The sequence below is a fragment of the Cupriavidus sp. NPDC089707 genome, from assembly GCF_044748965.1.
Taxonomy (GTDB): Bacteria; Pseudomonadota; Gammaproteobacteria; order Burkholderiales; family Burkholderiaceae; genus Cupriavidus.
The window spans coordinates 222,295-238,454 of sequence record NZ_JBIVHB010000005.1 but is presented as its reverse complement, the minus strand read 5'-3'; the positions used below and the strand labels follow the sequence as shown (position 1 = coordinate 238,454).

The following is a 16,160-nucleotide window of genomic DNA, read 5'->3' as shown; positions in this document are numbered from 1 at the left end:
GCAGACGCAATCTTGGTGGCCATCCACAGGCCGACCCATGTACCAACCGCCACCGCAGCCACTACGGCCACTGTGAGGCCCAGCACAGTTGCTAGCGCCATTTCTCGACCCCCTGCCCGGTTTACCCGTTATGATTCGCGTCAGATAACACCCTGCGATACATAGCAACGTGTTATGCGGAATGTCGGGGATAACACACTGCTATGTCAAGGAGCGCACATGAAAACGTCGATGGATTTCTTCAATGAGTTTGTTGAGCGCCATAGCCCGCATGGACAAAAGGCGCTGCAGGACCTGCTCGGAGCGAGCCAGCCTTTGGTCAGCACCTGGAAGAAACGCGGCCGCATGACTACCGCAGCCACGGTCACCGTCGGTGTAGCGCTCGGCTATGACGTGGACTTCTGTACCCAGGTCGCGCTAATCGAAGCCGAACAGAGCGAACGCGGCAAACGTTCCCTGGTGGAGCTATTCGCGAAACGAGCTGGGGGAGTTGTGGCTGGCGTCCTGGTCGCGGTCGTCGGCGCAAATGGCGTGACTACACAAGCAGAAGCACAAGAAGTGGCGCGCCCGGCTGGGATCGAACCAGCAACCCCTGCCTTCGGAGGGCAGTACTCTATCCATTGAGCTACGGGCGCACAGAGACGGTTTTTCAACCGATTTTGCGGGTACAGCGATTGCGACGCGCGAATGCCGCCGCAGGAAAGTCGTATAGCATACCGCGTTTGCCCCGTGCCGTCCATGCGCGCTCGCCGGAGGGGCTGTCAGACGTCTCGCAACCGCCGCTTTCGGCACTGGCGAAGGGTGGAATGGGGCTATAATCGCCAGCTATTTGCGTCAAATCGTGCCCCTCGCGCAGTCGATCAGGATCAAGGCTTTGCGGCTTTGTTTCAGCGACAATCCGGGGCCCGGTCCGGGAGACAGTCCGAAGTGCGCAAATAGCGACAGACCCAAGTCAGGCAATGGCCACAAGGCAGCACGGGCGGACTTCTGTTGGCCCCTTGCGGACCATGTAGCAGTCAGACGAGGGCCAGATAAAGCAAGCCGAGGGTGAGCGGCCAGAAGGTTTCCTGCAAAACTGAGAGTTCTGTATGAGCGACGTCCACAACGAACACCACGAACACGAGTCTCCCATCAAGACACCCAAGCAGCTGATCGCTGTGGTGATCGCGGCTTTCCTGGTACCGATCATCGTGATCGCCCTGCTGGTCAACTTTGTGGGACACGGCTCGACTGAAAGTGCCGGCGCTGTCACCACTGCAGAAGCCGTCAACGACCGCATCAAGCCGGTCGCGTCGCTCGAAATCAAGGACCCCAACGCACCGCGCGTGTTCAAGACCGGTGAACAGGTCTACAAGGAAATCTGCGCGGCCTGCCACGACACGGGCGCTGCGGGTGCGCCCAAGTACGGTACTGCCGGCGACTGGGCCGCGCGCATCGGCCAGGGCTTTGACGGCCTGATGAAGTCGGTGCTGGCCGGCAAGGGCGCAATGCCGCCGCGCGCCGGAAGCACGCCTGACGACTACACCGATTACGAACTGGCCCGCGCCGTGGTCTACATGGCCGACGCCGGTGGCGCCAAATTCCCCGAACCGCCCGCACCGGCTGCCGCGGCACCGACCACCGCCGCTGCGCCCGATGCCGCTGCCGCGCCGGCTGCTGCCGCTGCGCCGGCCGCAACCGCTGCTGCGGCCCCGTCAGCCGCTGCCGCGGCACCGGCTGCTGCGTCGGCCGACGTCGGCAAGAAGGTCTACGATCAAGTCTGCGCCGCCTGTCACGCCGCCGGCGTGGCCGGGGCGCCCAAATTTGGCGACAAGGCCGCCTGGGCGCCGCGCCTGAAGGAAGGCATGGACGCGGTCCACAACTACGCGCTGAAGGGCAAGGGCGTGATGCCGCCCAAGGGCGGCTACGCTGGCCCGGACGCCGACGTGATCGCCGCGTCGAACTACATGGCCAACGCCGCCAAGTAAGACGCGCCTGCCCTGCAAGCAAAAACGCCCGCGAAATTCGCGGGCGTTTTTTTAGGCCTGGCGCATCGCTGCAGTTACACCACGCGCGAGTAGCGCGCCCGCGGCACGATGCGGATCGGTTGCGCGCCGTCGTTGGCGGCCTGGGGCGTGCCTTGGCTTTCGGGCCCGGCGAGCGCGGCGCGGGCGGCATCGTCGCGCAGGTAACGGTCGAACACCATCGCCACGCGCCGTACCAGCAGCCGGCCCAGCGGCGTGACCGTAATGCGGGCGGGCTCGACCTGCACCAGGCCATCGACTGCCAGGGTGGCAAGTTCGACCAGTTCCGGCGCGAAGTCGGTGCGGAAATCGATGCCGTGGCGCTGCTCCAGCGCCGGGATATCCAGCACGCCGTTGCACATCAGCGCGCCGATCAGTTCGCGCCGCAGATGATCGTCTGCAGTCATCGCCACGCCGCGAACAAGCGGCAGGCGGCCGTGGTCGAGCGCGGAGTAATACTCGTCCAGCGTGCGGGCGTTCTGCACGTAGCGTCCCGCCACCGCGCCAATCGCCGAGATGCCGAGGCCGAGCTGGTCGTAGCCGGCGTGCGTGGAGTAGCCCTGGAAGTTACGCTGCAGCCGGCCTTCGCGCTGCGCCACGGCGAGGTCGTCGTCGGGCAGCGCGAAGTGGTCCATGCCAATGTAGACGTAACCCTCGGCGGTCAGGCGTTCGATGGTCGAAACCAGGATGTCGAGCTTCTCGCCGGCCGGCGGCAGCGCGCTTTCGTCGATGCGGCGCTGCGGCTTGAACACATGCGGCAGGTGCGCATAGCTGTAGACCGAAAGGCGGTCGGGCCGCAGCGCCAGCACCTGGTCGATGGTGCGGCCAAAGCGAGCGGCCGTCTGGTGCGGCAGGCCGTAGATCAGATCGAGGCTGACTGAGCGGAAGCCCAGCCGGCGCGAGGCGTCGACCACGGCACGGGTTTCGTCGTACGACTGGATCCGGTGGATGGCCTGCTGCACCTCGGGATCGAAGTCCTGCACGCCCAGGCTGACGCGGTTGAAGCCCAGTTCGGCCAGCAGTGCCATGCGGGTGTCATCGACGCGGCGCGGATCAATCTCGATCGAGTGCTCGCCATCGGGCGGCAGTTCGAAATGCTCGTGCAGCAGCGCCATCACGCGGCGCATTTCGTCGGGATCCAGGAAAGTCGGCGTGCCGCCGCCCCAGTGCGACTGGAGCACACGTCGGCGCGTGCCGAGCTGCGCGGCCAGCAGCGCCATCTCGCGGCCCAGGTACGTGACGTAGCGGGCGCTGCGGCCATGGTCGCGCGTGATGATCTTGTTGCAGCCGCAGTAGTAGCAGATGTTCTCGCAGAACGGGATATGCAGGTACAGCGACAACGGCGCGAGAGCATCGGCACGGCAGGCGGCCAGGGCGTCGTGGTACAGCGACAGGTCCGGGCCGTTCTTGAAGCGGTCGGCGGTCGGGTAGGAGGTGTAGCGCGGGCCGTTGCCGTCGATGCGGCCGGCAAGCGCGCGAAAGTCCGACAGCGCGTGGCGGTCGGGCGCAGGGATAGTCATGGCAAGCGGATTCATGGGGGGCGCGGGGGAACGGTTTTTGACAGCTCATGCTAGGACCGCTCGCCGCGCGTTGCGTTGATCACGGTCAAGCGCGGCCCTGGCACCTCAGGGGCGCGTGGGCGCCACGCGTCACACGGTGGTCACACGGCGGTCATACGGCGGTCATACGTGGCGGATACGCTGCGCGCCGGCGCGACTTGCGCCCCTTTCCTACTGTGCGATGCCGATCCCGGACTTCCTGCCCCCGACCTCCCTGCCGTACCTACTGCTGCGCCGACGCCTGCTTGCGGCCGGCGCAGCGGCCCTGGCGCTGCCCGCTGCCCCGCTGCTGGCTCAGTCGTCCGCGCGCCGCACCGTGGTGGTCGGCCACCTGATCGACCGCGGCAATGCGCAAGCCGACCTGGCGCGCGACTACCTGGCTGGCGCCAAAGTTCTGTTCGACGCGGCCAATGCTACCAATGGCCCGGTACGGATCGTCCACGTGGTGCGCGACGCCGATCCCGATCCACGCCGCGCGCTGGCACAGGCGGTGGCACTGGCCGACAGCGAGCGCGCCGAACTGTTGTTCGGCGCCGGCGACCGCATCCTGCCGACGCTGGCGTCATCGGCCGAACTGGTCCGGCGCGGCGTGCAGATTGTCGCGCCGCTGTCGGGCCTGGCGTTGGCGGGGGACAACGTCTGGTTCACCCGCGCCGACTACCAGGCCGAACTCGACGCTGCGGTGCGGCAGTTGCGCAGCTATGGCCTGAGCGCGATCGCGCTGGCGGTGGCGCCGGACTTCGCCACGCCGTCGCTGGCCCGGCTGGAGGCGCAGACCGGCACGCGCGCGGTGCTGCTCGATCCCAAAGCCGACCCGGGTGCCGACGCGGCGGCACGGCGCATTGCAGCGGCCCGCCCCGGGGCCGTGATCGTGGCAGGCGATACGCTGGCTTATGCCGGACTGGGCCGAGCGCTGGCGGCGCAGGGCTGGTATGGCTTCCTGGTCGGCCTGTCGTCGGTCAGTGCCACCGCCGCGCGCGAGATCCTCGGCTCTGGCTACACCGGCGGCATGGTGCTGACCCAGATCGCGCCCGGTCCGCAGCAGGCCACGCTGCGCGTGGTCAGGGAGCATGTGGCGCGCATGAAGCAATACCTGGATGAGCCGCCGTCCTCGGCGACGCTGGCCGGCTATATCGGCGCCGCATGGCTGGCGCGGGCGCTGGCAGGTATGCGCGCCGGTGGTGCCGCTGAGCTGCGCCGTGCGCTGCAGAGCCGTGTCGACGTCGGGGACTTTACCCTCGACTTCAGCCACGGCCAGCGCGGCTCGCAGTACGTCACGCTGGCGGTCTCAGGCGCGCGGTAGCGACAGCAACTCGCGGTCCGGCAGCGCACGTTTCGATCCCGCCGGCCATGCCTGCCCCGGCGACGCCCGAGTCGCTCGGCCTGAACCCGGCCCAGGCCAGGCTTTGGCAGGCCGCACGCAGCACCGCGGTGGAGGCGGAAGCGCATGCGCTGGAACTGGGCGCCCGCTTCCTGCGCGAGACCGCCGACGCGACGCCGGACGGCCCGCTGCGGCAGCGCGCCGAAGCCATGGACCGCCTGCACCAGGCGCTCGAACAGGACCGCCGCGCCGTGCGCGAGCGCTGGTTGGCGCTCGACGACAGTCTTGATTCCGTCCAGCGCCTGCGCGGCGCGCCCGATGCCGCGCGCTGGCTTGGATTGCCACCGGGACCGATGATGGCGCCGCCGCCGGGCGCACCGCAGCTGCAGGGACGCTGAGCGCCGCACAAAAAAATTGCCCCCGCACGCTGTCGCGGCGGGGGCCAAATACAGGGAAAAACCAGCGTGACGCCTGGGGGGAGCGGTAAGGCCCGGATAAAGGCCCTGCCGCCGCACAGCCGCACTGCCGTGAAAAGCACAGGCGGCACAACCGTCATGCTAATAACTGAGGCGCACGCGGTCTTGTCGGCCTGGCAGGGTTTTGTATCGGGACTGTACTGAACGTCAGCCAGCTGCCGCCTTGCCGGGGCCGCCGAGCAGCGCCTTGAGCGCGCCAAGCCGGTCCTTGGGGCTCATCGCCGGCGTTTCGTCCTTGGGCGCCGGCGCGTCTTCCAGTTTCATCTCGCCGATAAAGCGCGACGGCTGGCACGAATAGGTCTCGCGCGCACGCTTGCGCTTCTTGCACCAGCTGATCTGCAGGCTGCGCTGCGCGCGGGTGATGCCGACGTACATCAGCCGGCGCTCTTCCTCGATCTTCTCGTCGGTCATGTCGTCGTCTTCGCGGCAGTGGGGCAGGATGCCCTCTTCCACGCCGACCAGGAACACGTGCGGGTATTCCAGCCCCTTGGAGGCGTGCAGCGTCGACAGCCGCACTGCGTCCGGATCTTCCTCGCGGCCTTCGAGCATGCTCATCAGCGCCACGGTCTGCGTCAGTTCCAGCAGGTTCTTGCCTTCGCTGCCGAATCCGTCGGCATTGTCATAGCCGGTGGCTTCCTCGCCCTCGGCCGATTCCGGCTTGGTGCCCTTGCGCTTGAGCCATTCGAGGAACTCCAGCGTGTTGGTCCAGCGCGACTGGGCCTGCCGCTCGTCGAAGCTGTCGTAGAGGTAGGCCTCGTAATGGATACCGGCCATCAGGTCGTCAAGCACTTCAGTTGCCGGGTCCTTGGCCGCGCGGTCGGCCAGCCGCACCATTGATTCGCAGAACACGCGCAGCGGCTCCAGCTGGCGCGGCTGCAGCTTGCCCTCGATGCCGCCCATCATCGCCGCTTCGAACAGCGACACCTTGGCCTGCCCGGCGAAGGTGCCCAGCACTTCGAGCGTGGTGTTGCCGACGCCGCGGCGCGGCGTGGTGATCGCGCGGATAAAGGCGGGATCGTCGTCGGGATTGGCGATCAGGCGCAGGTAGGCGCAGATGTCCTTGATCTCGGCCTTGTCGAAGAAGCTCTGGCCGCCCGACAGCACGTAGGGGATGCGCTCGCGCCGCAGGATCTGCTCGAACAGCCGCGCCTGGTGGTTGCCGCGGTACAGGATGGCGTAGTCGCGGAACTGCGCGCGGCGCTCGAACTTGTGCGCCGACAGGCGGAACACCACCGACTCGGCCTCGTGCTCCTCGTCGTTCATCGGGTGGATGGAGATGGGATCGCCCATGCCGTGCTCGCTCCACAGCTTCTTGTCGAACAGCTTGGGATTGTTGGCGATGACCGCGTTGGCCGCTTCCAGGATGCGCACGGTGGAGCGGTAGTTTTGCTCCAGCTTGATCACCTTGAGGTCGGGGAAGTCGGTCTGCAGCCCGCGCAGGTTGTCCAGCGTGGCACCGCGCCAGCCGTAGATGGCCTGGTCGTCGTCGCCCACCGCGGTGAAGGCCGGCGCTCGCAGGTGCGAGCCGCCCGCCAGCAGCTTGAGCAGCTGGTACTGGCAGGCGTTGGTGTCCTGGTATTCGTCGACCAGGAAGTAGCGCAACCGGTTCTGCCACTTGAGCTGTACCGCTTCATTGCGCGCGAACAGTTCCGCGGGCAAACGGATCAGGTCGTCGAAATCCACCGCCTGGTAGGCGTTCAGCGTGGCGACGTAGTTGCGGTAGACCAGCGCGGCCTGGTGCTCGTCGGCATTGGCGGCCTGCGCGATCGCGGCCTCGGGATCGACCATGCCGTTCTTCCACAGCGAGATCGTGCTCTGCACGCCGCGGATCAACTTCTTGTCGGTGGTGCCGAGCTGCTCCTGGATCAGGCCGAAGCAATCGTCCGAATCCATGATCGAGAACTGCGGCTTCAGTCCGACGTGCTCCGCCTCCAGGCGCAGGATCTGCACGCCCAGCGAGTGGAAGGTGCAGACCGTGAGCTGCTTGAGCGGGATGCGCTTGCCCTCGCGCGTGGTCTTGCCTTCCATCAGCTTGCCGATGCGCTCCTGCATCTCCTTGGCCGCCTTGTTGGTGAAGGTGACGGCGGCGATATGGCGCGGCTCGAAACCCTTGTCCTCGATCAGGTGCGCGATCTTCTGCGTGATCACGCGGGTCTTGCCGGAACCCGCCCCGGCCAGCACCAGGCAGGGTCCATCCAGGTAGCGGACGGCTTCGGATTGGGCGGAATTCAGGCCGTGGCTCATGCGAAAGGCGATCGGGAAATGGGGCGAATGCGAGGCGCGCCAGGGGCAGCACAAGCGCCCAGCGGCAAAGCTGTCGATGCTAACACGCTGGCCGCGGCCGGTCAGTCAGCGCGCGCCGCGTCACCGGCCTCCCTTGTGTCACCGGCGTAACACTTCGTAAAGGCCGGAGCCAATCGGAGCGCGCCGGGCTCTAAGTATTATGTCCAGAGCCTGTCCCGGACATGGAATATCCATCACTCGGAGCCCACAATGAAAACCCTGCAGACATTGACCAAGGTGACCCTGATCGGCGCGACGGTCGCGGCATTTGCCGGTTGCGCGGACATGACCCCGAAGCAACGCAATACCGCCATCGGCGCGGGCGCGGGCGCTGTGGGTGGTGCCATCCTGACCGAGGGCAGCGCACTGGGTACGCTGGGTGGCGCGGCCGTTGGCGGCGTGATTGGTAACGTCGTGACCGACGACAAGAAAAAGTAAGTCTCCCGACAGACCCTCGCTTCAATCCTGCTTCAGTCCGCCCCTGGCGGCGGGGCGCAGGAACGGGTACAGCCGCCGGGCGGCCGTCCGGCTTGGTTTGACAAAGGCCGGGGCCTCCCGTACATTGCGCGCATCCGACCGGGAGAGCGCGCAGAACTGCGCCGCCGAAGGGGTATCACCCGAAAACTCTCAGGCACCACGGACCGTTCGGATCGGCATGCAACATGCACACGATGCATGCCGCACTCTGGAGAGCGGCACCCACCATTCATGGCGAGCGTGCCCACCGAAGGGGCGCGCGAGGATGGGGATCCACAGGATCCGCCTCGTAATCTCTCAGGTATCGAGGACAGAGGGGTCATCCGCCGCAGCGGATTGCTTGCCATTTCGGCGTAGCGATCGTTGCGGCGGATGGCCCTTTTTTGTTTTCGCAACCCGACATTGCCCCCGAGGATTCCATGACGCTCCAGGCCACGCCCCTCAACGCCATCCACCGCGCCCTCGGCGCCCGCATGGTCGACTTCGGCGGCTGGGAGATGCCGGTCAACTACGGCTCCCAAATCGAAGAACATAACGCCGTGCGCACCGATGCCGGCATGTTCGACGTGTCGCACATGTGCGTGGTCGATCTCAACGGCGCCAATACCCGCGCCTTCCTGCGCGGCCTGCTGGCCAACAACGTCGACAAGCTGCAGACGCCGGGCAAGGCGCTCTATTCCTGCATGCTCGACGAAAAAGGCGGCGTCATTGACGACCTGATCGTCTATTTTTTTGCCGAGGACCGTTTCCGCCTGGTGGTCAACGCCAGCACCGCGGTCGGCGATATCGACTGGATCCGCGCGCGCAATGACGCCACCGGCAGCGGCGTGACCATCACCCCGCGCCGTGAAGACGTCGCCCCCGCGGGCGTGCAGCCGCTGGCGATCGTCGCGGTGCAAGGGCCCAACGCCCGCGCCAAGGTGTGGAGCACCTTCCCGTCGACCCAACCTTCCGATGCGCTCAAGCCGTTCAACGCTGTCGTGGTCCATGATCCCGCCCTCGGCGAGATCATGGTCGCGCGCACCGGCTACACCGGCGAAGACGGCTTCGAGCTGGTCGTGCCGGCCGCCAGCGTCGCCGGCCTGTGGGAAAAACTGCGTGCCGCGGGCGTGCGCCCGGCCGGCCTGGGTGCGCGCGACACGCTGCGCCTGGAGGCCGGCATGAACCTGTACGGCCAGGACATGGACATCAATACCTCGCCGCTGGACGCCGGCCTGGCCTGGACCGTCGACCTGCAGAGCGAGCGCGACTTCACCGGCAAGGCGGCGCTGGCCGCGGCCGGCTCACGCCAGCAGTTCCTCGGCCTGATCCTGCGTGACAAAGGCGGCGTGCTGCGTGCCCATCAGAAGGTCATCACCCCCGCCGGTGACGGCGAAATCACCAGCGGCACCTTCAGCCCGTCGCTGTCGCAATCGATCGCGTTCGCGCGCCTGCCACAGGGCGTGAACGTGGGCGACACCGTGCAGGTGGAGATCCGCGACCGCAAACTCAACGCGACTGTGGTTAAACTGCCGTTTGTGCGTAATGGCAAGGCACTCGTGAGCTAAGGGAAACACCCGCTCACCCAACGGTCGCCCTCGCCTGCCGGCAGCGTTGCCGGGCAGGCATCACCCAACAAGAAACAGATCTGAATCCGGAGAACCTTCATGAATTTCCCCGCCGACCTCAAATATACCGAGTCGCATGAGTGGGTGCGCGTCGAAGCCGACGGCACGCTCACCATCGGCATCACCGACCACGCACAGGACGCGCTGGGCGACATCGTCTTCCTGGAACTGCCCGAAGTGGGCAAGTCGGTCGGGGCCGGCGACGCGCTGGCAGTGGTGGAATCGGTGAAGGCCGCTTCCGACATCTACGCCCCGGTGGCGGGCGAAGTAATCGCCGTCAACGAGGCCGCCACGGCCGCGCCGGAAAGCGTCAATGCCGACGCCTTCGACGCCTGGCTGTTCAAGCTCAAGCCGGCCAACAGCGACGACGTCAACGGCCTGATGTCGGCTGACGCGTACAAGGCCAGCGTCGGCGCCTGATCGCCCCGGCCCCGTCGATCCTGCACGCGGGATCGACACACAGCATTTGCAGCGCTGCGGCACGGCTGACCACCTGCCGCAGCGCTCCCCACGAGGTTCTTGCCAATGAACGCCCCGCTTCCCATGAATGCCGCCCAAGGTAACCGGCCCACGCTGGCCGAACTGGAGGCGCGCGACGCCTTCGCCGCCCGCCACATCGGCCCCGATACCCCCGAACAGCAGCACATGCTGCAGGTGCTCGGCTACGACAGCCGCGCTGCGCTGATCGATGCCGTCATCCCCGCCGCCATCCGCCGCCGCGACGGCATGCCGATGGGCGAGTTCACCGAGCCGCTGAGCGAGGAAGCCGCACTTGCCAGGCTGCGCGGCCTGGCGCGCAAGAACCGCGTGCTGAAGAGCTTTATCGGCCAGGGCTACTACAACACCGTCACGCCCGCGGTCGTGCTGCGCAATATCTTCGAGAACCCCGCCTGGTACACCGCCTACACGCCCTACCAGCCGGAAATCTCGCAGGGCCGCCTGGAAGCGATGCTGAACTTCCAGCAGATGGTCACCGACCTGACCGGGCTGGATATCGCCAACGCGTCGATGCTCGACGAAGGCACTGCCGCCGCCGAAGCGATGACGCTGCTGCAGCGCGTGAACAAGCACGACTCGAACACCTTCTTCGTCGCCGACGACGTGCTGCCGCAGACGCTGGAAGTGGTACGCACGCGCGCGCTGCCGCTGGGCATCGACGTCAAGGTCGGCCCCGCCGCCGACGCCGCTGCGGCGGGCGCCTTCGGCGTGCTGCTGCAGTACCCGGGCGTGAACGGCGATATCCATGACTACCGCGCCATCGCCGACGCCGTGCACGCCGCCGGCGGCCTGGTGGTGGCTGCCGCCGACCTGCTGGCGCTGACGCTGATCGCGGCGCCGGGCGAATGGGGTGCCGACGTGGCCGTGGGCAACTCGCAGCGCTTCGGCGTGCCGCTGGGCTTTGGCGGCCCGCACGCCGGCTACATGGCGGTAAAGGATGCGTTCAAGCGCTCGATGCCGGGCCGCCTGGTCGGCGTGACCGTCGACGCGCAAGGCAATAAGGCGTATCGCCTGGCATTGCAGACGCGCGAGCAGCATATCCGCCGCGAAAAGGCCACCTCCAACATCTGTACCGCGCAGGTGCTGCTGGCGGTGATGGCATCGATGTACGCCGTGTACCACGGCCCGCAGGGCCTGAAGCGCATCGCGCAGCGTGTGCATCGCCTGGCCGCGACGCTGGCCGCCGGCCTGGAGCAGCTCGGCTTCGCCCGCACCAACGCCACCTTCTTCGACACGCTGACGCTGGAAACCGGCTTCAACACCGAGGCCATCCACGCCGCCGCCACCGCGCGCGGCATCAATCTGCGCCATGCCGGCGCCACGCGCGTCGGCATCTCGCTGGACGAGACCGCCACCCGCGACGACGTGGTTGCGCTGTGGGAAATCTTCACGCAAGGCAAGCCGCTGCCGGCGGGCCTCGATTTCGACAAGCTTGAAGCTGTCACCAATGATGCCTTCCCGGCCGAACTGGCGCGCGCCAGCGAGTACCTGACCCACCCGGTGTTCAATACGCACCACGCCGAGCACGAGATGCTGCGCTACCTGCGCATGCTGGCCGACAAGGACCTGGCGCTGGACCGCACCATGATCCCGCTGGGCTCGTGCACGATGAAGCTGAACGCGACCAGCGAGATGATCCCGGTGACCTGGCCCGAGTTCAGCCAGATCCACCCGTTCGCGCCGCTGGACCAGACCGTGGGCTACCGCGAGATGATCGATCAGCTCGAGGCCATGCTGTGCGCCGCCACCGGCTACGCCGCGGTCAGCCTGCAGCCCAACGCGGGCTCGCAAGGCGAGTACGCGGGCCTGCTGATCATCCATGCGTATCACGCCAGCCGCGGCGAGAGCCACCGCGACATCTGCCTGATCCCGTCGTCGGCGCACGGCACCAACCCGGCGTCGGCGCAGATGGCCGGCATGAAGGTGGTGGTGGTGGCCTGCGACGAGAACGGCAACGTCGACCTGGAAGACCTGGCGAAGAAGGCCGGGCAGCACAGCAAGAACCTGGCGGCGATCATGATCACCTACCCGTCCACGCACGGCGTGTTCGAGCAGGGCGTGCAGCAGATCTGCGAGATCGTGCACAAGCACGGCGGCCAGGTCTATGTCGATGGCGCCAACATGAATGCGATGGTCGGCACCGCCGCACCTGGCCAGTTCGGCGGCGATGTGTCGCACCTGAACCTGCACAAGACCTTCTGCATCCCGCACGGCGGCGGCGGCCCGGGCGTGGGTCCGGTCGCGGTCGGCGCGCACCTGGCAGACTTCCTGCCTAACCAGGACAGCGTCGGCTACCGCCGTGACGACCGCGGCATCGGCGGCGTGTCGGCGGCACCATTCGGCTCGGCCAGCATCCTGCCGATCTCGTGGATGTATATCGCGATGATGGGTTCGGCCGGCCTGACCGCCGCCACCGAGAACGCCATCCTGGCGGCCAACTACGTGGCCAAGCGCCTGGCGCCGTACTACCCGGTGCTGTACACCGGCCAGCACGACCTGGTCGCGCACGAGTGCATCCTGGACGTGCGCCCGCTGCAGAAGGAAACCGGCATCAGCAACGAAGACGTAGCCAAGCGCCTGATGGACTACGGCTTCCACGCGCCGACCATGAGCTTCCCGGTGCCGGGCACGCTGATGATCGAGCCGACCGAAAGCGAGGCGCTGCATGAGCTGGACCGCTTCATCGACGCGATGATCGCGATCCGCCAGGAAATCGGCCGCGTCGCCGACGGTACTTTCGACCTCGAGGACAACCCGCTCAAGCACGCGCCGCACACCGCCGCGGTGGTGACCGCCAACGAGTGGTCCCACAAGTACACGCGCGAGGAAGCCGCTTACCCGGTGGCATCGCTGCGCACGCAGAAGTACTGGCCGCCGGTCGGCCGTGCCGACAACGTGTATGGCGACCGCAACCTGTTCTGCAGCTGCGTGCCGGTCAGCGACTACGTGGTCGACTGACGCACCCCTGGGCCGTGCCATCGCCTCTGCGGTGGCACGGCAGTCGCACTATTCTCAAGATGACGGGCCCGCCAGCCGCGGTGTCCGTTACCGTACTTCGACCGCCTAACAAGAGCCTCTGCAAGGCCATCCCATTGCTGGAGACATTCCGTGGCAGTCAGCGTCTTCGATCTGTTCAAGGTGGGCATCGGCCCGTCGAGCTCGCATACCGTGGGCCCGATGCGCGCGGCCCTGATGTTCGCGCAGGGGCTGGAGCGCGACGGCCTGCTGCCGCAGGTGGCCAGCGTGCGGGTCGAGCTATATGGCTCGCTCGGCGCCACCGGCAAGGGGCACGGCACCGACAAGGGCGTGATCCTCGGCCTGATGGGCGAGGCGCCCGACACCATCGACCCCGACTCCATCGACACAAGGATCGCGGCGTTGCGCAAGACGCGCGAGCTGTCGCTGCTGGGACGCCATCTCGTGCCCTTCGTCGAGAAGGAGCACATCGCGTTCTACCGCCGCGAGGCACTGGCCGAGCATCCCAACGGCATGAAATTCCATGCCTTCGACGCCAGCGGTGCGAGCCTGCGCGAAGCGCGCTACCTGTCGGTCGGCGGAGGCTTCGTGGTCACGGCGGGTGCGCCCAATACCCAGGTGCTTAACGCCGCGCAGCAGCTGCCGCACCCGTTTCGCAGCGGCAAGGACATGCTGCAGATGGCGCAGGCCAGCGGCAAGAGCATTGCGCGGCTGATGCTGGAAAACGAACTGACGTGGCGCAGCGAGCAAGAAGTCATCGACGGCCTGCTGCATATCTGGGACGTGATGCAGGCCTGCGTCGCGCGCGGTTGCCGTACCGATGGCGAACTGCCGGGGCCGTTCAAGGTGAAGCGGCGCGCGCCCGAGCTGTTCCGCAGCCTGACCGAGCGCGCCGAGCGCACACTGTCGGATCCGCTGTCGGTGATGGACTGGGTCAACCTGTACGCCATCGCCGTCAATGAAGAGAATGCGGCGGGCGGCCGTGTGGTGACCGCGCCGACCAACGGCGCTGCCGGCATCATTCCCGCCGTGCTGCATTACTACGACCGCTTCGTGCCCGGAGCGAACAAGCAGGGCGTGGTCGATTTCCTGCTGACCGCGGGCGCGATCGGGCTGCTGTACAAGCTGAATGCGTCGATCTCCGGGGCCGAAGTGGGCTGCCAGGGGGAAGTCGGCGTGGCCTGCTCGATGGCGGCCGGCGCGCTTGCCGCTGTGCTCGGCGGCAGCCCGGCGCAGGTGGAGAACGCGGCCGAGATCGGCATGGAGCACAACCTCGGCCTGACCTGCGATCCCGTCGGCGGCCTGGTGCAGATTCCATGCATCGAGCGCAATGCGATGGCATCGGTCAAGGCGGTCAACGCGGCGCGCATGGCCCTGCGCGGCGACGGCACGCACTACGTATCGCTCGATTCGGTGATCAAGACCATGCGCGAGACCGGCGCCGATATGAAGACAAAGTACAAGGAAACGGCGCGCGGCGGGCTGGCGGTGAATATCGTGGAGTGTTAAACGCGCGGCGGTTTTCCCCCCTCTCCCGCGCGCGGGAGAGGGGTCGGGGGAGAGGGCCGGCGCATGGCAAGCATGTAAGCCTCACTTCGTTGAGACGCTGCCCTCTCCCCCGCCCCTCTCCCAGTGGGAGAGGGGCGAAAACCGACGTACATCGTGCATGGTTTGCGGCGTATCATGGCGGCGTTCCCCGACCGCAGAACAAGAGCGCCCGCCATGCAGACCTTCCACCAGCTCTTTGACGATACCTCGTCCACCTTCACCTACCTGCTGATCGATGCGGAAACGAAGGACGCGCTGCTGATCGACCCGGTCGACCACCAGCTCGAACGCGACCTGGCGCTGATCAAGGATACCGGCGCACACCTGGCCTGGGTCATCGAGACCCACGCCCACGCCGACCACATTACCTCCGCCGGCCATCTCGCCATGCAGACCGGCGCGCACACCGCGGCGCCGTCGGGCTGCGATATCAGGCCAGCACAGAAGCAACTGATCGACGGCGACACCGTCGCATTCGGCAAGCAGGTGCTGCGCGCGATCCATACGCCCGGCCACACCGCCGGCAGCATGAGCTACCTGTGGGAAGAGCCCACGCCCGACGGCATCGTGCGCCGCGTCTTCACCGGCGATGCACTGCTGATCGACGGCTGCGGCCGCACCGATTTCCAGTCGGGCGACGCCGGCACGTTGTACGACAGCCTGACCCGCAAGCTCTTCGCGCTGCCTGACGACACCCGGGTCTATCCCGCGCACGACTACAAGGGCCAGACCTCCTCCACCATCGGCCATGAGCGCGCGCACAACAGCCGCGTATCGGGCCGCACGCGCGAGGAGTTCGTCGAGATGATGCGCAACCTTAACCTGCCACGGCCCAGGCTGATCGATATCGCGGTGCCGGCCAACCAGCGCCTGGGTCTGCGCGACGGCGAGAGCGTGCCGCACGGCGCCTGAAGCATTCCAACCTTAGGAGTCAGCGCATGTCCGTATATACCGCCGAAGTGCTGTGGCAACGCGACGGGCAGGATTTCACCGGCAACCGCTACAGCCGCAGGCACGTGCTGCGCTTCGACGGCGGCGCGGAAGTCCCGGGTTCGTCGTCGCCCCATGTGGTGCCGTTGCCGATGTCGGACGCCAGCGCGGTCGACCCGGAAGAGATGTTCATCGCATCGCTGTCGAGCTGCCACATGCTGTGGTTCCTGTCGCTGGCGGCAAAGCAGCGCTTTGTCGTCGACCGCTATGTGGATGCTGCCACCGGCGTGATGGAAAAGAACCGCGAGGGCCAGATGGCGATGACGGTGGTGACCTTGCGCCCCCAGGTCACCTTCTCCGGCGAGCGCGAACCTACCGGCGACGAGCTGGAGCGCCTGCACCATGCCGCGCACGATGCCTGCTTTATCGCCAATTCGGTCCGGACCGAGGTGCGGTGCGAACCGGTGGTCGCCGGCGCCTAG

The 16,160-nt window shown here is 66.9% G+C and carries 12 protein-coding genes, 1 tRNA gene and 2 riboswitches; of the genes, 10 read left to right on the top strand and 3 right to left on the bottom strand.

Features of this window, described 5'->3' with window-relative positions; translation table 11 throughout:
• Nucleotides 1-559 precede the first annotated feature (559 nt).
• Nucleotides 560-635 (bottom strand) — tRNA-Arg (locus ACIP1U_RS11130).
• 453 nt (nt 636-1,088) lie between these two features.
• Here ACIP1U_RS11130 and ACIP1U_RS11125 point away from each other — a divergent pair.
• The gene (locus ACIP1U_RS11125) at nt 1,089-1,967 is read left to right on the top strand and encodes a c-type cytochrome (RefSeq protein ID WP_400314677.1); all 879 of its coding nucleotides are present in this window, start codon (nt 1,089-1,091) and stop codon (nt 1,965-1,967) included.
• A gap of 74 nt (nt 1,968-2,041) precedes the next feature.
• Here ACIP1U_RS11125 and hemN read toward each other — a convergent pair whose 3' ends face one another.
• Nucleotides 2,042-3,523, bottom strand: a complete 1,482-nt coding sequence (hemN, locus tag ACIP1U_RS11120) for an oxygen-independent coproporphyrinogen III oxidase (RefSeq protein WP_400314676.1) — start codon at nt 3,521-3,523, stop codon at nt 2,042-2,044.
• A gap of 220 nt (nt 3,524-3,743) precedes the next feature.
• On the opposite strand from hemN, the gene ACIP1U_RS11115 reads away from it, so the two are divergent.
• Nucleotides 3,744-4,865, top strand: coding sequence for an ABC transporter substrate-binding protein (locus ACIP1U_RS11115; RefSeq protein ID WP_400314674.1), 1,122 nt, complete (start codon nt 3,744-3,746; stop codon nt 4,863-4,865).
• Between the two features lie 47 nt (nt 4,866-4,912).
• Nucleotides 4,913-5,281, top strand: a complete 369-nt coding sequence (locus ACIP1U_RS11110; protein WP_400314672.1) for a hypothetical protein — start codon at nt 4,913-4,915, stop codon at nt 5,279-5,281.
• A gap of 225 nt (nt 5,282-5,506) precedes the next feature.
• Here ACIP1U_RS11110 and ACIP1U_RS11105 read toward each other — a convergent pair whose 3' ends face one another.
• Nucleotides 5,507-7,603, bottom strand: coding sequence for a UvrD-helicase domain-containing protein (locus tag ACIP1U_RS11105; RefSeq protein WP_400314671.1), 2,097 nt, complete (start codon nt 7,601-7,603; stop codon nt 5,507-5,509).
• Between the two features lie 249 nt (nt 7,604-7,852).
• On the opposite strand from ACIP1U_RS11105, the gene ACIP1U_RS11100 reads away from it, so the two are divergent.
• From ACIP1U_RS11100 to ACIP1U_RS11070, 7 genes are all read left to right on the top strand, one after another.
• Nucleotides 7,853-8,080, top strand: a complete 228-nt coding sequence (locus tag ACIP1U_RS11100) for a glycine zipper 2TM domain-containing protein (protein WP_013958366.1) — start codon at nt 7,853-7,855, stop codon at nt 8,078-8,080.
• A 129-nt stretch (nt 8,081-8,209) separates the two neighbouring features.
• Nucleotides 8,210-8,296, top strand: a riboswitch (glycine riboswitch).
• A gap of 21 nt (nt 8,297-8,317) precedes the next feature.
• Nucleotides 8,318-8,443: riboswitch (glycine riboswitch) on the top strand.
• A gap of 95 nt (nt 8,444-8,538) precedes the next feature.
• The gene (gcvT, locus tag ACIP1U_RS11095; RefSeq protein ID WP_400314670.1) at nt 8,539-9,666 is read left to right on the top strand and encodes a glycine cleavage system aminomethyltransferase GcvT; all 1,128 of its coding nucleotides are present in this window, start codon (nt 8,539-8,541) and stop codon (nt 9,664-9,666) included.
• 99 nt (nt 9,667-9,765) lie between these two features.
• A complete protein-coding gene (gene gcvH, locus ACIP1U_RS11090) occupies nt 9,766-10,146 on the top strand; it encodes a glycine cleavage system protein GcvH (RefSeq protein ID WP_029046545.1) in 381 nt (126 codons plus the stop codon).
• A gap of 105 nt (nt 10,147-10,251) precedes the next feature.
• On the top strand, nt 10,252-13,182 hold the full coding sequence (gcvP, locus tag ACIP1U_RS11085; protein ID WP_400314669.1) for an aminomethyl-transferring glycine dehydrogenase: 2,931 nt from the start codon (nt 10,252-10,254) through the stop codon (nt 13,180-13,182).
• Nucleotides 13,183-13,332: 150 nt separating this feature from the next.
• On the top strand, nt 13,333-14,709 hold the full coding sequence (locus tag ACIP1U_RS11080; RefSeq protein ID WP_400314667.1) for an L-serine ammonia-lyase: 1,377 nt from the start codon (nt 13,333-13,335) through the stop codon (nt 14,707-14,709).
• A gap of 213 nt (nt 14,710-14,922) precedes the next feature.
• Nucleotides 14,923-15,660: an MBL fold metallo-hydrolase gene (locus ACIP1U_RS11075; protein WP_400314666.1), complete on the top strand. Its 738-nt coding sequence runs from the start codon at nt 14,923-14,925 to the stop codon at nt 15,658-15,660.
• A gap of 26 nt (nt 15,661-15,686) precedes the next feature.
• Nucleotides 15,687-16,160, top strand: a complete 474-nt coding sequence (locus ACIP1U_RS11070) for an OsmC family protein (protein ID WP_400314665.1) — start codon at nt 15,687-15,689, stop codon at nt 16,158-16,160.